Origin of the sequence: Flavobacterium piscinae (assembly GCF_004122145.1) — a bacterium.
Classification (GTDB): Bacteria; Bacteroidota; Bacteroidia; order Flavobacteriales; family Flavobacteriaceae; genus Flavobacterium; species Flavobacterium piscinae.
This window is the reverse complement of sequence record NZ_SBKQ01000007.1, coordinates 137509-158541: the sequence shown is the minus strand read 5'-3', so window position 1 is coordinate 158541 and position 21033 is coordinate 137509. Positions and strand designations below refer to the sequence as shown.

At 34.7% G+C, this 21033-nt stretch carries 19 protein-coding genes and 2 tRNA genes; 14 read left to right on the top strand and 7 right to left on the bottom strand.

All coding sequences use genetic code 11. The features are described 5' to 3' along the window. Positions 1-15: 15 nt before the first annotated feature. Positions 16-1578, bottom strand: a complete 1563-nt coding sequence (locus EQG68_RS08310) for a hypothetical protein (RefSeq protein WP_129464347.1) — start codon at positions 1576-1578, stop codon at positions 16-18. Between the two features lie 126 nt (positions 1579-1704). Here EQG68_RS08310 and EQG68_RS08305 point away from each other — a divergent pair, with 126 nt between their 5' ends. The 4 genes from EQG68_RS08305 (at position 1705) to EQG68_RS08290 (ending at position 4024) form a co-directional block, all read left to right on the top strand. Further along, positions 1705-2133 carry a PaaI family thioesterase gene (locus EQG68_RS08305; RefSeq protein WP_129464346.1) on the top strand — a complete coding sequence of 143 codons (429 nt, stop codon included), beginning with the start codon at positions 1705-1707 and terminating at the stop codon, positions 2131-2133. A gap of 2 nt (positions 2134-2135) precedes the next feature. Further along, the gene (locus EQG68_RS08300) at positions 2136-3161 is read left to right on the top strand and encodes a chorismate-binding protein (protein ID WP_129464345.1); all 1026 of its coding nucleotides are present in this window, start codon (positions 2136-2138) and stop codon (positions 3159-3161) included. Position 3162: 1 nt separating this feature from the next. Beyond that, the gene (gene bshB1 / locus EQG68_RS08295; protein WP_129464344.1) at positions 3163-3885 is read left to right on the top strand and encodes a bacillithiol biosynthesis deacetylase BshB1; all 723 of its coding nucleotides are present in this window, start codon (positions 3163-3165) and stop codon (positions 3883-3885) included. A 63-nt stretch (positions 3886-3948) separates the two neighbouring features. Next, positions 3949-4024: transfer RNA gene (locus EQG68_RS08290), tRNA-His, on the top strand. Between the two features lie 103 nt (positions 4025-4127). Here EQG68_RS08290 and EQG68_RS08285 read toward each other — a convergent pair. Then, a complete protein-coding gene (locus tag EQG68_RS08285) occupies positions 4128-4541 on the bottom strand; it encodes a hypothetical protein (protein WP_129464343.1) in 414 nt (137 codons plus the stop codon). A 234-nt stretch (positions 4542-4775) separates the two neighbouring features. Next, complete coding sequence (clpB, locus tag EQG68_RS08280; protein ID WP_129464342.1) at positions 4776-7379, bottom strand: ATP-dependent chaperone ClpB; 2604 nt, start codon at positions 7377-7379, stop codon at positions 4776-4778. Positions 7380-7542: 163 nt separating this feature from the next. Between clpB and ytxJ the strand changes: the two genes are divergently transcribed. From ytxJ to EQG68_RS08265, 3 genes are all read left to right on the top strand, one after another. Then, on the top strand, positions 7543-7941 hold the full coding sequence (ytxJ, locus tag EQG68_RS08275) for a bacillithiol system redox-active protein YtxJ (protein WP_129464341.1): 399 nt from the start codon (positions 7543-7545) through the stop codon (positions 7939-7941). 65 nt (positions 7942-8006) lie between these two features. Further along, positions 8007-8648, top strand: a complete 642-nt coding sequence (locus EQG68_RS08270) for a protein-L-isoaspartate(D-aspartate) O-methyltransferase (RefSeq protein ID WP_129464340.1) — start codon at positions 8007-8009, stop codon at positions 8646-8648. Positions 8649-8696: 48 nt separating this feature from the next. Further along, positions 8697-9977: a cyanophycinase gene (locus EQG68_RS08265; RefSeq protein ID WP_129464339.1), complete on the top strand. Its 1281-nt coding sequence runs from the start codon at positions 8697-8699 to the stop codon at positions 9975-9977. Positions 9978-10008: 31 nt separating this feature from the next. On the opposite strand, the gene EQG68_RS08260 is transcribed toward EQG68_RS08265, so the two are convergent. Together EQG68_RS08260 and smpB are read right to left on the bottom strand one after the other, a co-directional pair. Continuing rightward, the gene (locus EQG68_RS08260) at positions 10009-11058 is read right to left on the bottom strand and encodes a Fic family protein (protein ID WP_129464338.1); all 1050 of its coding nucleotides are present in this window, start codon (positions 11056-11058) and stop codon (positions 10009-10011) included. 162 nt (positions 11059-11220) lie between these two features. After that, the gene (gene smpB, locus EQG68_RS08255) at positions 11221-11673 is read right to left on the bottom strand and encodes an SsrA-binding protein SmpB (RefSeq protein WP_129464337.1); all 453 of its coding nucleotides are present in this window, start codon (positions 11671-11673) and stop codon (positions 11221-11223) included. A gap of 139 nt (positions 11674-11812) precedes the next feature. Here smpB and EQG68_RS08250 point away from each other — a divergent pair, with 139 nt between their 5' ends. Together EQG68_RS08250 and EQG68_RS08245 are read left to right on the top strand one after the other, a co-directional pair. Then, on the top strand, positions 11813-12496 hold the full coding sequence (locus EQG68_RS08250; protein ID WP_129464336.1) for an OmpW/AlkL family protein: 684 nt from the start codon (positions 11813-11815) through the stop codon (positions 12494-12496). 141 nt (positions 12497-12637) lie between these two features. After that, a complete protein-coding gene (locus tag EQG68_RS08245; protein ID WP_129464335.1) occupies positions 12638-14152 on the top strand; it encodes a S8 family peptidase in 1515 nt (504 codons plus the stop codon). A gap of 46 nt (positions 14153-14198) precedes the next feature. On the opposite strand, the gene EQG68_RS08240 is transcribed toward EQG68_RS08245, so the two are convergent. Further along, positions 14199-14684: a phosphoglycerate mutase family protein gene (locus tag EQG68_RS08240; RefSeq protein ID WP_129464334.1), complete on the bottom strand. Its 486-nt coding sequence runs from the start codon at positions 14682-14684 to the stop codon at positions 14199-14201. A gap of 93 nt (positions 14685-14777) precedes the next feature. On the opposite strand from EQG68_RS08240, the gene EQG68_RS08235 reads away from it, so the two are divergent. The 4 genes from EQG68_RS08235 (at position 14778) to EQG68_RS08220 (ending at position 17844) form a co-directional block, all read left to right on the top strand. Further along, positions 14778-14851 (top strand) — tRNA-Pro (locus tag EQG68_RS08235). A 177-nt stretch (positions 14852-15028) separates the two neighbouring features. Then, the gene (locus EQG68_RS08230) at positions 15029-15322 is read left to right on the top strand and encodes a hypothetical protein (RefSeq protein WP_129464333.1); all 294 of its coding nucleotides are present in this window, start codon (positions 15029-15031) and stop codon (positions 15320-15322) included. Positions 15323-15333: 11 nt separating this feature from the next. Then, the gene (locus EQG68_RS08225) at positions 15334-15627 is read left to right on the top strand and encodes a hypothetical protein (protein WP_129464332.1); all 294 of its coding nucleotides are present in this window, start codon (positions 15334-15336) and stop codon (positions 15625-15627) included. 144 nt (positions 15628-15771) lie between these two features. Beyond that, positions 15772-17844: a M1 family metallopeptidase gene (locus EQG68_RS08220; protein ID WP_129464331.1), complete on the top strand. Its 2073-nt coding sequence runs from the start codon at positions 15772-15774 to the stop codon at positions 17842-17844. Here the strand turns inward: EQG68_RS08220 and EQG68_RS08215 are convergent. After that, positions 17841-18365 carry a DUF7935 family protein gene (locus EQG68_RS08215; RefSeq protein ID WP_129464330.1) on the bottom strand — a complete coding sequence of 175 codons (525 nt, stop codon included), beginning with the start codon at positions 18363-18365 and terminating at the stop codon, positions 17841-17843. The genes EQG68_RS08220 and EQG68_RS08215 overlap by 4 nt on opposite strands. 225 nt (positions 18366-18590) lie before the next feature. Between EQG68_RS08215 and EQG68_RS08210 the strand changes: the two genes are divergently transcribed. Next, complete coding sequence (locus EQG68_RS08210) at positions 18591-20912, top strand: ATP-dependent helicase (protein ID WP_129464390.1); 2322 nt, start codon at positions 18591-18593, stop codon at positions 20910-20912. Positions 20913-21033: the final 121 nt, after the last annotated feature.

Genomic DNA, 21033 nt, shown 5'->3' with positions numbered 1-21033 from the left:
ATTATGAAAAATATTTTAATCTTCTTCAAAAACAGTATGATTATAAGCTCCTATATCTGTGGGACTTATCCTTGGTTGTTCTATGATGTCCGGAAAACCAGAGAAGGCTGAATTAGCTTGACCTCTAGCCGCTGAATCATCACCAATTATTAATTGGTTTTTAATAACATTTAAAAATCTAGGATTGGCAACCGAATTATTTGTAGCGATGATACAATTTACATAACGTTGATTATCCGTTGCAAATAGATAAAGTTCATCGGTTGTATAAGTATTGTTAATGTTATTAAATTTAATCAAACAATGGTCAAATTTATAGTTGAATGTTGGATGGTCAACTTTATCAATCAGCATTTGAATTTGGTTTGAACCATAAATAATGCAATTGGTAAAAGTCGCTTCTTCCATGGGCTGAACTTCGGGTAAAGCCCCTTCAATATAATTGTTTAAATAGACCGAAAGTTGTCTTGAACTTGCCCAATTATTATTAAATGTAGAGTGATTAAAATTGTACTTCCCGCCGTATGAGCAGGCGAGAGCAATTTGTCCGGCACTGTTTATTACTACATTTTCTCCTTTAATATGAGCTGTTCTTGCTAAAATGCCATAGTTGGAATGATCATAAATTTGCACGTTCTTGAGTTTAACATCAGCTTCCGGATTTGTTAAACCGGTGTTGCCTTCAATTAAAAGTCCAACAACGCCATTTTTAATAACGCAGTTCGTAAATTCATTGTTTTTACTTCCTTGAGTCAACCAAATTGTTCCCCATTGTCCGGGAACATCTTCATAAAGTGGTTCTAATCGATCACCCTGAAAAATGACATGATTTTCTAATGGATTTTCAGGATTAGTAGAGGGTAGTCCGTTGACTTTTATACTTCCTTCATTGCCTATAATCAAACCGGATTCAGCATGAAAATGAATTTGAGCACCGGACTCAACAACTAATGTTTTGTTTGCGGGAACTGCCGCATAACCATAAATGACATACGGTTTAGAGTTATTCCAAATGTATTCGTTTCCGTTAATTGGGTCGTTTTCATCCAACACAAAACCATAAATTTCGTCATCGCCAATTGGTAAGGTTTCTGTTGTTCCATCATCAAAGCGTTGCGGATAAAGAAAATAGGCATCTTGTATTAACGTAACCAATTCTACTTTTTGTTCTGATGTTCCTTGACCGAAAAGAATTTGATCGGTGTATAAAAAGTCAGTTGGATTTGCTTCTGAAATATCCACCGTTGTTTCAATAAAAATATACATGCTGTCTTTAGCGAGCATCTCTACATTTTCAAAAATGCGGTTATTTCCAACCATTCCATCCACAGTCATACGGTATTTAGAATCCAATCCTTTTCTTAAACGGATGGAGGGAATACTAATGTCTTCATCAGAGCGGTTATAGACTTTTAAGGTATACGTACTTGAACCTATATTACTAAAAACAGTATCAAAATAAATGGTATCTCTAGAAAATTCCAATCCACCGGAACTGGGTTTGAATTCAAAATCATTTCGACAAGAAGTCAGTGAAATGGCAGAAATAATAAATAATAGAAAAAGTAAATTACGCATGAGCCTGATTTTTGGTAAAATTAACCATTAAATTGAAATAGCAAAATCAAATTATTTAACGAATTTAAGAGGATTTTAGTTTATGCTCCTTTGAAAAATCTTTATTTTTACAAAAAAATAGATGAGATGATATTCGATAAAGCCAAAATTCTTCAAAATTGTAATGATTTTAGCAAAAATACTTTGATGGAAACCCTTGAAATTGAGTTCGTTGATGTGGGAGAAGACTTTTTAAAAGCCAAAATGCCTGTCAATTCCAGAATTCATCAACCCATGGGATTATTGCATGGTGGAGCATCTGTTGCATTGGCCGAAAGTGTGGGGAGTGCTGCTTCGATGTTGTTTGTGAATGCTGAAAAACAAGAAGTGAGAGGTATTGAAATTTCAGCCAACCATTTACGAAGTAAGCGAGAAGGAACTGTTTTTGCCACCGCCAAAATCATTCATCAAGGGAGAAGCATTCATTTATGGGAAATAAAAATTGAAGATGAAGAAGGAAAACTAATCTGCCTATGCAAACTGTCAAACATTGTTTTACCTAAAAAGACTTCTTAACGATGGCAATTTTGTCAAAAATTAAATTACAAGTAGAACAAAAATTGCCTTTTGTTTTGTATGTGCTTCCGAATCAAAACAAACTTTATGGTTTATTTCAAAAGGACAATACTATTATTGATTATAAAGGTCAAAGCGGATTTGTTTTTGTTTCTTTTGATGGTACTAAAAAATATGTTATTCCTTTTGAGGGTTCAGATTTTTTGGAAGAGGAGTTTAGTTTTGACACAGTAAATCAAACGGAAGATTTCGCTAGCTTTTCTGAAAGAGAAAAAAAACATTTTGAAAATAGTGTTCAAAAAGCAATACTATCCATTCATAATGGCGATTTTGAAAAAGTTGTCCTTTCACGAAAAATTGAAATTGAAAAAAAGATTGATTTAACGGATGCATTTTTAAGATTAATCAACCGTTATCCAACAGCTTTTCGTTCATTATTTTATCATCCGCACATTGGTTATTGGATGGGAGCCACACCGGAACAATTGATTAAAGTGGAAAATAATCATTTTGAAACCGTATCATTGGCCGGAACACATCAAAAAGATAATTTTGAGAATTGGTCAGCCAAAGAAAAAAATGAACAACAAATTGTGACCAATTATATTTTAGATAACTTACACAAAGAAGTAATTTCTTTGAAAGTAACAGAACCATTCACGGTGGAAGCCGGTTCGTTAGTTCATCTAAAAACTATTATTTCTGGCGAAGTTTTTTCGATAGAAAACACTAAAAACATCCTTCAAAATTTACATCCAACGCCCGCAGTTTGTGGTTTTCCAAAACAAAAAGCGGTACAGTTTATTAACGAAAATGAGGGATATGACCGAAAATTTTATGCCGGCTATTTAGGTTTATGGAATGAAGAAGAGGCATCTGCCAATCTTTTTGTAAATTTACGTTGTATAGAAGTTGAAAAAAATAAAATTAACATTTATGTCGGTTGTGGAATCACCGGAGACAGTAACCCGGAAAAGGAATTTTTTGAAACCGAACATAAATCACAAATCATGAAATCCATTTTATAAAATGAGTTTAAAAGTAGATATATTGGCTTTTGGAGCCCATCCTGACGATGTTGAATTAGGTTGTGCCGGAACAATTGCCAAAGAAATTTCATTGGGAAGAAAAGTCGGTATCATCGATTTAACCGAAGGCGAATTAGGCACACGAGGTTCGGTTGAAATTAGGTATAAAGAAGCTACAAAAGCGTCAGAAATTTTAGGCATTTCGTTTCGTGAAAACCTAAAAATGCGGGATGGTTTTTTCAAAAATGATGAAGAACATCAATTGCAAGTGATTAGAATGATTCGTAAATACCGTCCGAAAATTGTGTTATGCAATGCCATTGATGACCGTCATGTTGATCATGGAAAAGGGGCAAAATTAGTTTCAGATGCTTGTTTTTTATCTGGTTTAAAACGAATTGAAACGGTTTTAGAAGGAGAAAAACAAGAAGCATGGCGACCAGATGTCGTTTATCATTATATCCAATGGAAAGATTTGAAACCTGATTTTGTAGTCGATATTTCAGGATTTATGGACAAAAAACTGCAAGCAATTATGGCGTATGATTCACAATTCTATAACCCAAATTCTGATGAAATGGTTACACCAATTGCCACCAAAAACTTTTTAGACAGCATAAAATACCGTTCGCAAGACTTGGGAAGACTCATTGGGACTGACTTTGCTGAAGGATTTACCGTTGAAAGATATGTGGCTGTCAATAGCTTAGGAGATTTAATGTAAATTATTGTAAAAATCTTTGCGAAATTAAAGGTTTGCACTATATTTGCACTCGCAAAAACAAATGGTGATTGTAGCTCAGTTGGTTAGAGCGTCGGATTGTGGTTCCGAAGGTCGCGGGTTCGAGACCCGTCTTTCACCCAAAAAACTCAAAGCTTCGAGGAAACTCGAGGCTTTTTTTGTGTCTCATTAAATAAAAATTTTTATTATTTTTTTATCAATATAATTTATTGTTGCTTTTTGTGCTACATTAAATTAATTTTAATGGGTAAGACATATTGGCATCTGACTTGATTTTGATCTTTAACAGCAGGATACCATGGCTCATCAAATTTATTCATCACTCGAAGGAGCTCTATTTTATATTCATCCGGTATCTTATTAATTACTTTAATATCGCTGAATGTTCCATCTACTTCAACGATAAAGCTGCACACAATTTCAGTAACAAAAGTATCACTTTTAGGAAACTTAAAATTTCTGGAAAGAAATCGATACAAGGCATTTTCGCCATACATTAGTTTAGGTTTTATATCAACTTCACTTACTAAATAAACTTTTTCACCGGTAACAGTGTGGTTTAATTTTGTGGTATTCTCCGTATTGGTTTGTGCATAGGAGGTAAGTGTAAATACTAGTAAGCAAATTAATGTTTTCATACAAATCAGTTAGAAATTATAAAACTCAAATTTCGTAATAAAAGTATGGAAATATTAGCAATATTAAAATAAAAAAACACCAATCCGTTTCCGAATTGGTGCTTTCAACCTAACTAATCAATTTATGAAAAAACTACTTTATTTTAATTTAATTTAGCCGCAGATTCGCTAATTATTTTCTACTATTTTTAAAATCTGAAAGGAAAATCTGTGAATCTGTGGCCAAAAAAATACTTATTTTACTAATTCGCTTTGATTTCTAAACACCAGTTCATTATCAAATGCATCCAACAAAATAATACTGTCGGTTTTAACTTTTCCACTCAAAATTTCTTTAGAAAGCTTGTTCAATACTTCTCTTTGAATGACTCTTTTCACCGGTCTGGCTCCGAATTGCGGATCATAACCTTTTTGAGCTAAGTAAACAATTGCTTCCGGTGTAGCATCCATAGTGATGTTTTGTTGAGCTAACATTTTAGTAACACTTTTTAATTGCAAACCAACAATTTCTCGAATGTTTGCATCAGATAATGGCGTAAACATCACAATTTCATCAATTCGATTGATAAACTCCGGACGAACGGTCTGTTTTAATAATCCTAACACTTCTACTTTGGCAGCTTCGGTAGCGGCTTCTAATCCTCCGCTCAGATTTTCAAACTTATCTTGTATAATATGACTTCCCATATTGGAGGTCATAATGATAATGGTATTTTTAAAATCAGCTACACGTCCTTTGTTGTCGGTCAATCGGCCTTCGTCCAAGACTTGTAACAATATATTAAAGGTATCCGGATGGGCTTTTTCAATTTCATCTAATAATACGACAGAATACGGTTTGCGTCGAACGGCTTCGGTCAACTGACCCCCTTCATCGTATCCCACATATCCAGGAGGAGCACCTACTAATCGGCTCACAGCGTGACGTTCTTGGTATTCACTCATATCAATTCGGGTCATTGCGTTTTCATCGTCAAATAAATATTCGGCTAACGCTTTGGCTAATTCAGTTTTTCCCACACCGGTTGTTCCCAAGAAAAGAAACGTTCCGATAGGTTTTTTCATGTCTTGCAATCCGGCACGACTTCTGCGAACGGCATCGCTTATTGCTTCAATGGCTTCATTCTGACCCACCACTCGGTGATGCAATTCGTCTTCTAATTTTAATAACTTTTCACGTTCACCTTGTAGCATTTTAGTCACGGGAACACCGGTCCATTTGGCAACCACTTCGGCTATATCTTCACGAGTTACTTCTTCTTTTATTAATGAAGTTCCCGATTGATTTTCTTGTAATTGAATTTGTAATTTGTCCAAACGTTCTTGAGCTTCTTTAATTTTGCCATATCTGATTTCGGCTACTTTGCCGTAATCGCCATCTCGTTCAGCACGTTCAGCTTCCAATTTGAAGTTTTCAATTTCAATTTTCACGTTTTGGATGTTATCCACTACTTCTTTTTCCGATTTCCATTTAGCAAAAATCTCGTTGCGTTCTTCTTTTAAATTGGCTAATTCTAAACCTAAAATTTTTAATTTAGATTCATCATTTTCTCTTTTGATGGCTTCAATTTCAATCTCCAATTGCATAATTTTACGATCCAAAACATCTAATTCTTCGGGTTTTGAATTGATTTCCATTCGCAATTTAGAAGCGGCCTCATCCATTAAATCAATGGCTTTGTCCGGTAAAAATCGATTGGTAATATAGCGTTGCGATAATTCTACAGCTGCGATGATTGCCTCATCTTTGATACGTACTTTGTGATGCGTTTCATATTTTTCTTTAATTCCACGTAAAATCGAAATCGCACTTTCAGTATCCGGTTCATCGACCATAATTTTTTGAAAACGTCGTTCGAGTGCTTTGTCTTTTTCAAAATATTTTTGGTATTCATCTAAAGTTGTTGCACCAATGGCACGCAATTCACCACGAGCTAATGCAGGTTTTAATATGTTTGCAGCATCCATAGCTCCTTCGCCTCCGCCTGCACCTACTAAGGTGTGAATTTCATCAATGAATAACACAATGTCTCCTTCAGAGGCTATTACCTCTTTGACAACTGATTTTAAGCGTTCTTCAAATTCACCTTTGTATTTGGCACCGGCGATTAACGCACCCATATCCAATGAAAAAACGATTTTGTCTTTAAGGTTTTCAGGAACGTCGCCATCTACAATTCGGTGGGCTAAACCTTCGGCAATGGCCGTTTTACCTACACCGGGTTCACCTACCAACATCGGGTTGTTTTTGGTTCTACGGGAAAGAATTTGCAACACTCTTCGGATTTCTTCATCACGACCTATAACGGGATCCAGTTTGCCATTTTTGGCAAGATCGTTGAGGTTTTTGGCATATTTACTTAAAGCATTGTAGGTTTCTTCCGCAGAAGCAGACGTAACTCGTTCGCCTTTTCGCAATTCAGAAATGGCGGTTTCTAATCCTTTTTCGGTTACTCCTTGGTCTTTTAAAATTTGAGCAACTTTACTTTTGGATTTAAAAATGGCCAATATCAAGTGTTCGATAGAAACATATTCATCATTCATTTTTTTGGCAATGATGGTTGCTTCATTTAGCATGGTTCCTGCTTCTCGGGAAAGCATAATCTCTGCACCCGAAACTTTTGGAAAGCTTTCAATGGTTCGGTCTAAAATTTGAGAAAATAGAGTGACATTCACATTCGTTTTTTTCAAAATAAACGGAGCAACATTTTCGTCCACATCTAAAATTCCTTTTAATATATGTTCGTTTTCCAGTTGTTGCTGACCAAAACTTTGTGCAATTTGCTGAGCTTGTTGTAGAGCTTCTTGCGATTTAATGGTTAAATTTTTTAAATTCATTTGATGTGTTTTTATATTATTCAGACAAAAAATGCCTATTAATTTGATATCTTTGTTGAGGTTTAGTCAACTACTATTCCAAAGCACAAATCAAGACAAAATGACTGTTTTTTCGAATAAAATAGTTGAAAAGCAAGTCAAAATGTCTTAAAATACGTCAAAAATGAATCTTTTTTCTAGTTTATTTGGGAATTCAGAAGAGGAGAAATCTTCTAAAGTAGGATGGAGGATGCTGATAGATTTAGGTCAGCTTAATGAAATAGTCGAATTATCACATCAACAACCGGTTTTATTATTTAAACACAGCACACGATGCAGCATCAGCCGTTTTGCGTTGAAGAACTTTGAAAACGAATATGATTTTGAAGAGAATAAAGTTAAATCGTATTATTTGGATTTATTAGAATACAGAAACATTTCCAATGAAGTTGCAACTCGTTTTGATGTAATACATCAATCTCCTCAAATTTTACTCTTCTATGAGGGAAAATGCGTATATCACAATTCGCATGAAGGTATTCTGATTAATAATATAAAGAAGATTATAAATTCACTCGTTTAAAAGGTTTATTTTTTTAGATTTAGCCTTCTTTAATTTAATTTTATTCAAACAAAACGATTACTAATGTGAGAGATACTGAAAAACATCAAGGACTTCGAAATCAATTGGTTAAGCTTTTGCAAGAAAAAGGAATTACTGACAAAAATGTGTTGGAAGCCATAAAAAAAATTCCGAGACATTTGTTTTTAGATTCCGGTTTTGAACAATTTGCTTATCAGGATAAGGCTTTTCCAATTGGAGCCGGGCAAACGATTTCTCAACCATTTACCGTTGCTTTTCAATCGCAATTATTGGAAGTAAAAAAGGATGATAAAGTTTTGGAAATCGGTACAGGTTCGGGATATCAAACGGCGGTTTTATGCAAAATGGGAGCTAAAGTGTATTCAGTTGAACGCCAAAATGAGTTATTTAAAAGCACATCGTTATTATTACCTAAATTAGGGATACGTCCAAAACACTTATCCTTTGGAGATGGATACAAAGGTCTTCCAAATTACGCTCCTTTTGACAGTATTATTGTTACAGCCGGTGCCCCTATTATTCCAAAACCATTAATGGCTCAGCTAAAAATAGGAGGAAGGCTGGTCATTCCGCTTGGGGAAAAAGAACAAATCATGACCTTATTAATCCGCAAAAACGAAACCCAATTTGAAAAACATGAATTTGGTGAGTTTCGATTTGTTCCGTTGTTAGAAGATAAGAATTAGGTTTCAGATAAATTAAAATATTTTCCTATTTTTATAAAAATTAAAACTATGCTTAAACAACTACTCTTTCTGCTGGTTCCATTTTTTCTTAATGCTCAAGGTTATACTAGTTATTTTACAGGAAATTCAACCAATATAACCACAACACCGGAATTTGGTGTTTGCCTAATGGGCGGAGCTTCTGAACACAATGAAGCGATGAAATGGTTACTTCAAAAAGCCAATGGAGGAGATGTTGTAGTATTGAGAAGCTCTGGAAGTAACGGTTATAATAATTATTTGTATTCAGAATTAGGAATTACAGTCAATTCAGTAGAAACCTTAGTTATTACATCTGTTGCGGGAGCCACGAATCCATACGTTTTAGATAAAGTGGCTAATGCCGAAATGATTTGGTTTGCCGGTGGTGATCAATTGAATTATGTTTCGTTTTTTAAAGACAATGCATTAGAAGATTTACTCAATCAACACATCAATGTAAAAAACGCTCCAATTGGCGGAACAAGTGCCGGAATGGCGATTTTAAGCGGCAAATATTTCAATGCTCAAAATGGTTCAGTTACCTCCTCACAGGCGATGAATAATCCTTATCATCCCAATGTAACGTTGGGTTATGATGATTTTCTTTCCGTTCCGTATTTAGAAAATGTGATTACCGATACACATTATGATAATCCCGACCGAAGAGGAAGACAAAGCACCTTTATTGCTCGTTTTAAAAATGATTTGAATGTGAATGTAAAAGGAGTAGCCGCCAATGAATATGTTGCGATTTGCATTGATGAAAACGGAAAAGCCAGCGTTTTTGGCGAATATCCGGCTTATGAAGAATATGCCTTTTTTGTACAAGCCAATTGTAGTAATCCAAATAATATTGAAACCATTCAGTCAGGTGTACCGTTAACGTGGAATTACAACGGGCAAGCTTTAAAAGTGTATAAAGTTCCGGGAACGATGAACGGTGAACATTTTTTTGACATGAGCAATTGGGAAAGCGGTTCAAATTCCGGTGGAAGTTGGGAACATTGGTCTATAAATAACGGTATATTTGCTTCACTTCCCGGTACACCGATAGACTGTTCTTTAACCGTAAATGATTTTTCTGAAACGGTTTTTCAAGTTTCACCTAATCCGTTTTCGACTAATTTTTCTATTAAAGGTATATCTTCTGCTAAAATTACATTATTCGATGTTCAGGGTAGGAGCGTATTGGAAAAAGAAAATTATACTGGTGAAAAAATTGACACAACTATAATAAGTCCGGGTATTTATGTCGTTCAGATTGAAGAAGAAAATCAAATAAAAACTAAAAAAATAATTAAATATTAAAATTCAAAACCCGCCAAAGCGGGTTTTTTTATTAACCAATTATACTTAAATAGCGTTCTAAACTTTCCTTTTCAATTTGAGCAATATAGAGTAAAAAATCTTCTTTATTGTTTTTGGTTTGAGCGGTTTCTAACGCATTGTAATAGTTCATTCGATTGTCATAATCACCTTTAATATTGGCAATTACATAGCCGTGTTGTAGTAAAATCAAATTCATTACCAAACGTGAAGTTCTACCGTTTCCATCAATAAAAGGATGAATCGTAACTAATCGTTCATGCAATTCTGCAGCCAAAACTACAGGATGTAATTTCTTTTTCTCACTTTCATACCACAAAAAATAATTTTCCATTTCTTTGGCAACCAGATAGGGTTGAGGTGGCATGTGACTACTTCCTTTAATCATCACTTGAACCTTGCGGTATCGGCCGGCATCTTCGGGAATTATCCCACGAAGAATCAAATTATGAATCGATAATAATTCACGCTCAGTAAAACTAAAACCGCTTTCCATCAATTGTTTGATATAGCCAATCGCTTCATGATGATTAATGGCTTCCAAATGTTCTCGCATGCTTTTTCCGGAAATGGTTAATCCTTCGTTAATAACCAAATCGGTTTCTCGTAAGGTTAATGTATTTCCTTCAATTCGGTTACTTTCAAACGTATATTCCAATTCAAGAGCTTGAGCTATTCTAAAACTGTCAAAGGTTCTTTTTTGGTCTAATAATTTCTTAAGCGAATCAATTTCATTCAAAATCCTTAATAAAGAAGCTGATACTTCTCTCTTTTTTTGCGTGAGTTCATATTTCATTTCACTCTCTGCAACCATCATGGCTTTGATTCCAAAACGTGTATCGTCACCAATTTCATATAGAATTTTTTCCTTTAACCAAGCTACCATTAATGTTTCAAAATCAATATCCAATACCGAAGCTAGTTTTGTCACTTGCTCTCGGGTGGGTTTTCGGTTACCGCTTTCAAATTTACTTATTAAAGCCTGATCTATCCCAAGAAGTTGAGCTACTTCACGGGTTTTTAAATTTTTCTTTTCTCGGGCTGTTCTTAATAAATCTTTCATCTTCTAAAAATTGTCATGACAAAAATAGTCATTTGTTTTTGATTTAAAAACTTTTTCAAAACTTAATAGCCTTCCACTTCAAGTTTTGGTCGAACTTTTCGCTGCTATCTCTTACGAACGCAGTGTAATTATGTAATTCAATTAAATAATTATTCCGGAAAATTAAAAGTTTTTCTTTACCCGATCAATGTCGCGTTTGGTATCTCGGTCTTTAATGGTTTCGCGTTTATCATAGTTTTTCTTCCCGCGACAAAGGGCAATTTCCATTTTGGCAAAACCTTTTTCGTTGATGTAAAGTCGCAACGGCACAATGGTTAATCCCTTGTTTTGCATACTTTTTTCTAAACTCTTTAACTCTTTTCTATTCAGCAAAAGTTTACGTTCGCTTTTGGCTTTGTGGTTATAGTGGGTTCCAAATAAATATTCTTCTACTTGTGAATTAATCACAAAGAGTTCATTATTATGAAATTCGCAAAAGCTTTCTGTGATTGACGCTTTTCCCATTCGGATGGATTTGATTTCGGTTCCGGTTAAAACGATTCCGGCATCATATCGTTCCAAAATTTCATAATCAAATTTAGCTCTTTTATTAAGTATGTTAATCGTTTTTTGCATAGGAGAACAAAGGTATGAACAAATTTTACTAAAACTAAAATTTTATAATGTAGAAATATTTTTCATTCAATGACTTTTATCAGTATTTCTGTTTTTAGTTAAAATTACTTTTGAACTATAATTCAAAATAAACAAAAAAATGAAAAAAATAGTTTATGCATTCGTAGTAATGTCATTATTTGTAACAACTTTTACACAAGCTCAAGAAGAAAAAAGTAACGATTTTAAAAGATGGCAAGTTCGTTTGCGAGGTATAGGTGTTGTGCCAAACGAAAGTGCTAAAATCGGAATTATTGGTGGAGATGTCGCTATTTCCAACGCCATTGTACCTGAATTAGATTTCACTTATTTCTTTACCAAAAATTTTGCTGCTGAATTAATCTTAGGGACAGCAAAACATGATGTGAATACAGTTGGTTCTGATATTTCTGCCATAGGCGGACCAACAAGTTTTGATGTGGATTTAGGAAGCGTAATGCTTTTGCCTCCAACGTTGACTGCTCAATATCACTTTTTTCCTTTAAAAGAGAAAAAATTTAAACCCTATGTTGGTGCAGGTTTGAATTATACATTATTTTACAATGTAAAAGAAGGTGATGTTGTCAAAGCTATTGAATATGATAATGCTATTGGTTTTGCAGCTCAAGTCGGTTTTGATGTGATGTTTGACGATACGTTTTTTGTAAACTTTGACGTAAAACGTTTGTTCTTAAAAACCGATGTTTCCGTTGATGCAACAAATTTAGCAGAAGGATTAGTAATTCCGGCAGAAGTTGAAATTAACCCTTGGATTGTAGGCTTAGGCTTCGGTATGAAATTTTAAAAAATTGGTTAATTACTCATTTTAATGTTGAAAAGTTGGTTTTTATAAACCAACTTTTTTTTATTAACTTTTTATTAACTTTTTAAAAAATAAATCTTTTTATTACTATATTCGTCGTACTCAAGCTAAAAAATTAACAGTATGACAAAAAAAGTATTCAAAATTTCAGTATTGGCATTATTGGTTTTTGCTTCTTGTTCCAAAGAAGAGGATTATAAAGAAGAATTAATCACCATTGAAAATCAGCAAGAACCTTTAACAGCCCGACAGATTAATGACAAAATCAACTCATTTAATCAAAATGGTAAAAAGTTTTATTGGAAAGAAGCCAGCACGCACATGTTGTGGAGTGCAGTTGTAAAAGGTGACAATTTAGTTACAATTGGATTTGGTAAGAATGCCAATGATTTTGATCGTTCGCAATCCAATTCGGCTAGTCAAATGCAGACCGAGATTTTAAATCTGATTAAACGCTATGAAACCGATCAAACAGAAGATATTGTAATTTATGAAGATCCTTTTTTAAATTTAATTGATGTTCGAATCACTAAACAAGAGACTTTAGAGGCACTTCGAAGAAACAGAAACGTTCGTTATGTTGAGCCGGCAGATTATCGCTATTTTACATTTGAAAATCAAGGTAATCCCGGTGAAAATCAAATTCAATCCAGTTCCGGTTGTGGCTACAGTTCATCCACATTAAGTACCGCTGATTTTACTACTGTTTCACCTAATGCCAGAGTTCCTTGGGCTTTTTACAAACACAATATTCCTGCAGCTTGGTCTTTAACATCCGGAGGTGGAATAACTATTGGTGTAGTTGACACAGGATTATCACCACAACAATCTTTAATGAATGGTAGTTTTAACACAGGTCAATCTTCCGGACGTTATGTTCAAAAATATGGAACATATGTGGATTCAATATGGCCATGGTCCACTACAACAGATGGAGTAAACGATTTATGTAGTCACGGAACCAGTATGGCTTCTGTAGCTACAGCTCCTAGAAACAATTCCGGGTTACCGGTTGGAGTGGCATACAATGCCAATTTGGTTTCCTATCGAGCTTCTTCTGATGTGGTTTTGAATGGGTATCATGAGCAAAGAGGTGTTCAAAATGCATTTACTGCTTTAGGAAACCGTTCAGATGTAAAAATAATTTCAATGTCCATGGGACATATTTTTTCTGTAGGAAGGATAACAGATGGTGTTCGGTATGCAAACAATAGAGGGAAATTAATTTTTTGTGCCGGAGGAACATCTACTTCATTCACCAATTTTGTAGGTGTTATTTTTCCAGCTTGGATACCGGAAACAGTTGCAGTAACCGGAATTAAAGAAGCCTCAACATATCAAAAATGTGATGTATGCCATAGCGGAAGCGAAATTGACTTCACCATCATGATGCAACGTGCCGGAAGTAACAATACGGTACCTGTATTAAGTTATTATAACAACCAAGCGGATTATGTAGGTGGATCATCAGTAGCAACGGCAACTACAGCTGGTATTGCAGCTTTGGTTTGGGCAAAAAATCCATCGTGGACAAAAGATCAGGTATTGACTAAGATGAAACAATCATCACAATTTTACCCCACTAAAAATTCACAATTCGGACACGGAATTATCAATGCATTAACTGCAGTTCAATAAAAAAGATTTATCATACAATTAAAAGGCCTCTTTAAAGAGGCTTTTTTTATTTGTGATGAGTGAGTTTGTGCTCAATTTTATTTCCTTTTATCGTAATCGTATAAAGATTACCAAATTCGTTTTCATCGATTTTCTGATAGATTTCCTCCCCGATAAAATCATTAATTTGTTTTGGAACAGTGTTACTGTGGCCAACTATTAAAATTGTTTTTCCGGGATGTTTTTCTATAACTTCTTTTAATGTGAATTTAGAAAAATCATAAAAAATCATTTCCTTTTGTTTGGATGTAGCAATCGTACTGCAAGTCATTTGTGTTCTTCGAGTGAGCGTAGTGTAAAAGAAATCTATATTTTTTTGCTCAAAATATTTAGTCCATCTCACGGCTCTTTTTAAACCTTCCTCAGAAAGTTCGGGATTTTGAGAACTATCTGCTTTTTCGGCATGACGAATGAGGTAGATGGTTGTGGTTTGGGATTGGGCTATAGTTGTTTGAAAAACAAGCGTTATAAAAATTGAAACAATAATTTTCATGATATATTTTTAAATAAAAGTATGAATTTGAAAATTTCTGCAGTATAATTTTTGTGTTATTTATTTCAAACCCTTACTTTTGCCATCACTTTACGGGATGTAGCGCAGCCTGGTAGCGTACTAGCATGGGGTGCTAGGGGTCGCTGGTTCGAATCCAGTCATCCCGACAGTAAAATCTCTTAAGCATTGCTCAAGGGATTTTTTTTTAATTGAACTTTTTCTTCATTTTAATTTGATTGTTTTTAAATATTTTTTAAAAAAATATGAATAAAAGTATTGTTATTTAAAAATTTATGTTAAATTTGAGTCCCCTTAAATCTATTATTAACCTAAATTGACTATTTATGGCTACTGTTTACGAATCCATTGAAAACGAGAAAATTTCTTCTCTCGTGTTCCCCAAGTCCGATGTTTTAAGTAGAAACGAAGCAATTCATCAACGACTTTCAGAGTTGAAAATGGCATTAACATTTGGTAATCTTGATTATTTTAAGATTAAAATTTATTTTGAAGACAATCAATCTAAGAAGGTAGTGGAAGCAAAAGTATGCGGTGTAACAAAGAATCGTGTGATTTTGAACCAAGGAATTGGTATTCCCATTAATAGAATATATAGGACTTTTAAATTTTATAATTAAAAAGACTATTTATGACAGATACAGCTACTTCTTTCTTTGAGCCCATCGAGAAAGAAACAATTCATTCTTTACATTTTCCACAACTAGATGTTTTGGAAGATAAACAATTAAAAAGAGCAAGAATTGCAGAACTTTCACGTGCGTTGGCACTCGGCAATTTAGAGCACATTAAAACTAAAATATACTTTGAAGATGATTTAGCAAAACGTGTAGTAGATACTACCATTTGGGGAATTACAGACGACAAAGTGATTTTGAAACAAGATGCTGTTATACCAATAAGAAGAATCTATTATTCGCAATAGATCTCTAGTTAGTTTGTTAAGTTAAAACACCAACTGTGCCGGTTGGTGTTTTTTTTAATGGATAAATTTAAATTAGAAAAATTCTATAAGCACTAACTCATCAAATTGAAACTATGTATCTTTGGATAATTTTTTAGAATATTCATGCGATTTCTATTTATTTTTTTTTATACTATAACATTCGCTCAACAATCACAAAAAGTTGATTTCAAAACGGTACACGCCACCTTACTTCCAAATTCAATTGAGAAATCAATTTCAGGGGAAGTAAACTATGAATTTGAAGTTTTGTCATCCATCGATACTATTGCTATAGATGCTATTCGAATGGATTTTTCTAACATAAAAATCAACGGTAAATCAGTAAATTTTAAAAATACAACCAAAGCATTACAATTATTCGAAGGTTTTAAAAAAGGAAAAAACACGCTGACTTTTTACTACAAAGCCAATCCCAAACAAACACTTTATTTTATTGGAGAAGGCGAAAATTTACAAATTTGGACACAAGGTCAAGGCAAATATACCAGTCATTGGTTGCCCAGTTTTGATGATGTGAATGAGAAAGTTGTCTTTAATTTATCTATTGAATTTGATTCATCATTTGAAGTCCTTTCAAATGGAAAACTAGACGGTACAACGATTTATCCTCCACAATCAAATCCGAATAAGATTTGGCATTATCAAATGAAAAAGCCAATGTCGTCCTATTTAGTAATGATGGCCATCGGAAAATTTACTAAACAAACCGCCAAAACCAAATCGGGAACGCCATTAGAATTATATTTAGATCAAAAGGATGCCAACAAATTTGAAACAACCTACAAATACACCACTCAAATTTTTGATTTTTTTGAACAAGAAATAGGCGTGAAGTATCCATGGGGAATTTACCGACAAGTTCCCGTTCGTGATTTTTTGTATTCCGGTATGGAAAACACCACTTCCACCATTTTTTCACAAGATTTTGTGGTGAATGAAATTGGTTTTAATGACAAAACCTACATCAACGTAAATGCTCATGAGTTGGCTCACCAATGGTTTGGCAATCTCATCACCGCCGAAACCGGAAAACACCATTGGTTGCAGGAAGGATTCGCTACTTACTATGCTTTGTTGGCCGAAAAAGAACTCTTTGGCGACGATTATTTTCAATGGGAATTGTATGAAATGGCCGAGCGTTTGCAACAAGCTTCCAAAACGGATACGATTCCATTGCTGAACGAAAAAGCCAGTTCGCTCACATTTTACCAAAAAGGAGCTTGGGCTTTGCATTATTTACGGGAAAACATTGGACCGGAAAACTTTCAAAAAGCAGTCAAAAATTACCTGAAAAAATATGGTTTTAAAAATGTAAACACCACCAATTTTCTAAAAGAAGTCAATGCCGTTTCCAATTTTAACACAACCACTTTTCAACAAAATTGGCTTGAAAAACCTGGTTTTGAAGTCAATCAAGCTCTTGATTTGCTTAAGAAAAACAGCTTCATGAAATTGTATTTAAACTTGGTTCAACAACAGTCAAAACCCTTTGAAGAAAAAAAGGAGTTATTTGAAACCATTTTAAAAAGCGACGATTTCTATCCTATCAAAGAAGAAGTGATTTTTCAATTAGCAGAAATACCGTTTGAAGAAAAGGAACAATTGCTAAACCTCTCTTTGGCATCCAAAAGCATCAAAGTTCGTCAGGCTGTTTCTCGCATTATGGTCGAAATCCCACGCAATTTTCAGTCGGAATACGAAACCTTGCTCAACGATGATTCTTACATTACCAAAGAAATCGCATTAGGAACACTATGGAGATTATTTCCTGAACGACAAGAACATTACCTTAATTTATCAAAAGATTGGATTGGGTTTAACGACAAAAACTTGCGAATACTTTGGTTAACATTAGCTTTATTATCAGAAGGTTACGAAGTTTTAAATAAAGTAAAGTTTTATGACGAATTATTTGATTTTTCTTCCTCAAAATACGAAAGTTCCATTCGTCAAAATGCATTGACCAACTTACTTTACCTAAATCCAAATGACCAAAATATTCTTCGAAATTTGGTGAATGCTACCACGCATCACAAATGGCAATTTACCCTTTTTGCCCGCAATCAAATTCGGGAATTAATCAAAACCGAGCGACACAAAAAGTTTTTTCAGGAGATGTTGCCGACATTAAGTTCCGCCGAGCAAAATCAGTTGAATCGTTTACTCGAAAACTAACTCATCATCTGAATCACCTCAAATTTCAAATAGCTAACGGCCACATAACTAGGTGATTGCTTGTCTAATAAATCACTTAAAATCACTTCTCTCAATTTGTGCGAAGTATCCACACGATCACTCATATTCGATTTTCTAATCGATTGAATGATGGTGTTTTTCGCCGTCGTAATCACCGTCCAACACTCCTCAGTAATATAAATTTGTTGCGTCAAATTATGCTCAAATTCCTGCTCAATTTGCTGAATCAATAAGTTTTCATAGGCATTTTTATCATCTGAATACGGTGCCACACGAATCAACAATTTCGCCGGATTTATCCGTTCCAAATACAAAACCATTCGCTCATACGCTTGTAAACGAATCGGTAACGACTCTTTTTGCAACGCCTTTCGCATCAAATGTTTGCGTCTGTCTTCCAGACCTTTATGATGCAAATGAAAAAATGAATACGCCACCACACCGGTAATAATCGCCGGCAAAGTATACGATAAAAGTTCAATCCATTTAATTGATTCCATATTTATGAGTTTTTTAATTTGGAGCTACATTCAAACTTACTTTAACTTTTTTTACCATATAAGTCATATAAGTTTTAAATGCTTACATGACTTATATGGTTAAATCAAATTTTAGTTATCTTAAAACGTTTACTGCAAAAATAGAATTTTAGTTGATAATTCGTTACAATTTTAATTGTAATAAATCAGAAGTAAGCTTATTTTTGAACTTTGCTAAAAACTATGATACAAGAATATATAAATCAACTCAACGAAGCTCAACGTGCACCCGTGCTACAAAAAGACGGACCAATGATTGTGATTGCCGGTGCCGGTTCCGGAAAAACACGTGTGCTCACCATGCGAATTGCCTATTTAATGAGCCTTGGAGTTGATGCGTTCAACATTTTATCGCTCACATTTACCAACAAAGCCGCTCGAGAAATGAAGAAACGGATTTCCGATATCGTGGGGAGCAACGAAGCCAAAAATCTTTGGATGGGAACATTTCACTCGGTTTTTGCTAAAATTCTTCGCATCGAAGCGGAACGATTAGGTTACCCAAGCAACTTTACCATTTATGATGCTCAAGATAGTGTTCGCCTTATCGGAGCCATCATCAAAGAAATGCAACTCGACAAAGATATTTACAAACCAAAACAAGTTTTTAGCCGAATTTCATCCTATAAAAATTCATTAATTACTGTAAAAGCATATTTCAATAATCCGGAATTAATGGAGCAAGATGCGATGAGCAAAAAACCACGACTAGGTGAAATTTATAATAATTATGTGGAGCGTTGTTTCAAATCGGGAGCAATGGATTTTGATGATTTATTACTCAAAACCAATGAACTATTAAGCCGATTTCCGGATGTGTTAGCCAAATACCAAGACCGTTTTCGTTATATTTTGGTGGATGAGTACCAAGATACAAATCATTCGCAATATTTGATTGTTCGTGCTTTGTCTGACCGTTTTCAAAATATTTGTGTAGTAGGTGATGACGCTCAAAGTATTTATGCGTTTCGAGGTGCGAACATCAATAATATTTTAAGTTTCCAAAAAGATTATGCTGATGTGCAAACCTTTCGTTTAGAACAAAATTACCGTTCGACCAAAAATATTGTGCAAGCAGCCAATTCCATCATCGATAAAAATAAAACCAAACTCGACAAAGTCGTTTGGACACACAACCAAGACGGTCCAAAAATAAAAGTCAATCGCAGTATTACCGATGGAGAAGAAGGTCGATTCGTAGCTTCCACCATCTTTGATGAAAAAATGCGAAACCAAATGAAAAATGGTGAGTTCGCTATTTTATATCGAACCAATGCTCAATCCCGTGCGATGGAAGATGCGTTGCGAAAACGTGACATTCCCTACCGAATTTACGGCGGATTATCTTTTTATCAACGCAAAGAAATAAAAGATGTGTTGTGTTATTTGCGTTTGGTGATCAATCCAAAAGACGAAGAAGCGTTAGTTCGTGTCATCAATTATCCTGCTCGTGGAATTGGCGACAGTACTGTTGAAAAATTAACCGTCGCTGCCAATCATTACAAACGTTCCATTTTTGAAGTGATGGAAAATATTGATAAAATTGACCTCAAACTTAATTCAGGGACAAAACAAAAGCTGGAAGATTTTGTGATGATGATCAAAAGTTTTCAAGTCATCAATGAAACCCAAGATGCTTTTTTTCTGGCAGAACACGTGACCAAAAAAACCGGATTGGTACAAGAACTCAAAAAAGATGGAACACCGGAAGGAATTGCTAGAATTGAAAATATTGAAGAATTGCTCAACGGGATCAAAGATTTCATTGAAGGACAAAAAGAAATTGACGGAGCTCGTGGAGCTTTATCCGAATTTTTAGAGGATGTTGCCTTAGCCACCGATTTAGACAAAGACACCGGTGATGATGACCGGGTGGCTTTAATGACCATTCACTTAGCAAAAGGATTAGAATTCCCAACCGTTTTTATTGTAGGTATGGAAGAAGATTTGTTTCCGAGTGCGATGAGTTTAAACACGCGAAGCGAATTGGAAGAAGAACGCCGATTGTTCTACGTTGCATTAACTCGTGCCGAACACCAAGCTTATTTGACTTATGCTCAATCGCGTTACCGATGGGGAAAATTAATGGACAGCGAACCTTCTCGTTTTATCGAAGAAATTGATGATCAATATTTGGAATATATTAGTCCGTTAGAAACCGGTTATCGCTACAAACCCATGATAGACAACGATATTTTTGGTGATGTGGATAAATCCAAACTGCGTTTGGCAAAACCAACCAACGGAACGCCACCAAAACGATATGGAGAAGAACCGACATCTACAATACGAAAATTAAAACCCGTATCCGGTAATGCTCCGTCTGGGAATAATTTGTTTGATTACGGTTTAGTTCCCGGTAATATCGTGATGCACGAACGATTCGGTAAAGGACAAGTGTTAAATCTCGAAGGAGTTGGAGCCGATAAAAAAGCAGAAATTAAATTTGATGTGGGTGGGATTAAGAAGTTGTTACTTCGGTTTGCGAAGTTGGATGTGATTGGATAGGTGCTGTTTTCAGTCTCAGTCTCAGTTTTCAGTGGGTAGGTTGTATAAATGTAATAGGTATAAATGTGAATTAGGTAGAATTTTACCGCATTATATTCCGCGATCTTGTCATCCCGACGCA

Coding starts and splice junctions, on each gene's coding strand:
- bshB1 (WP_129464344.1), top strand. CDS start 3,163: ATGAGTTTAAAAGTAGATATATTGGCTTTTGGAGCCCATCCTGACGAT.
- EQG68_RS08225 (WP_129464332.1), top strand. CDS start 15,334: ATGACAGATACAGCTACTTCTTTCTTTGAGCCCATCGAGAAAGAAACA.
- EQG68_RS08245 (WP_129464335.1), top strand. CDS start 12,638: ATGACAAAAAAAGTATTCAAAATTTCAGTATTGGCATTATTGGTTTTT.
- ytxJ (WP_129464341.1), top strand. CDS start 7,543: ATGAATCTTTTTTCTAGTTTATTTGGGAATTCAGAAGAGGAGAAATCT.
- EQG68_RS08250 (WP_129464336.1), top strand. CDS start 11,813: ATGAAAAAAATAGTTTATGCATTCGTAGTAATGTCATTATTTGTAACA.
- EQG68_RS08215 (WP_129464330.1), bottom strand. CDS start 18,365: ATGGAATCAATTAAATGGATTGAACTTTTATCGTATACTTTGCCGGCG.
- EQG68_RS08230 (WP_129464333.1), top strand. CDS start 15,029: ATGGCTACTGTTTACGAATCCATTGAAAACGAGAAAATTTCTTCTCTC.
- EQG68_RS08220 (WP_129464331.1), top strand. CDS start 15,772: ATGCGATTTCTATTTATTTTTTTTTATACTATAACATTCGCTCAACAA.
- EQG68_RS08260 (WP_129464338.1), bottom strand. CDS start 11,058: ATGAAAGATTTATTAAGAACAGCCCGAGAAAAGAAAAATTTAAAAACC.
- EQG68_RS08305 (WP_129464346.1), top strand. CDS start 1,705: ATGATATTCGATAAAGCCAAAATTCTTCAAAATTGTAATGATTTTAGC.
- EQG68_RS08310 (WP_129464347.1), bottom strand. CDS start 1,578: ATGCGTAATTTACTTTTTCTATTATTTATTATTTCTGCCATTTCACTG.
- EQG68_RS08285 (WP_129464343.1), bottom strand. CDS start 4,541: ATGAAAACATTAATTTGCTTACTAGTATTTACACTTACCTCCTATGCA.
- smpB (WP_129464337.1), bottom strand. CDS start 11,673: ATGCAAAAAACGATTAACATACTTAATAAAAGAGCTAAATTTGATTAT.
- EQG68_RS08300 (WP_129464345.1), top strand. CDS start 2,136: ATGGCAATTTTGTCAAAAATTAAATTACAAGTAGAACAAAAATTGCCT.
- clpB (WP_129464342.1), bottom strand. CDS start 7,379: ATGAATTTAAAAAATTTAACCATTAAATCGCAAGAAGCTCTACAACAA.
- EQG68_RS08240 (WP_129464334.1), bottom strand. CDS start 14,684: ATGAAAATTATTGTTTCAATTTTTATAACGCTTGTTTTTCAAACAACT.
- EQG68_RS08265 (WP_129464339.1), top strand. CDS start 8,697: ATGCTTAAACAACTACTCTTTCTGCTGGTTCCATTTTTTCTTAATGCT.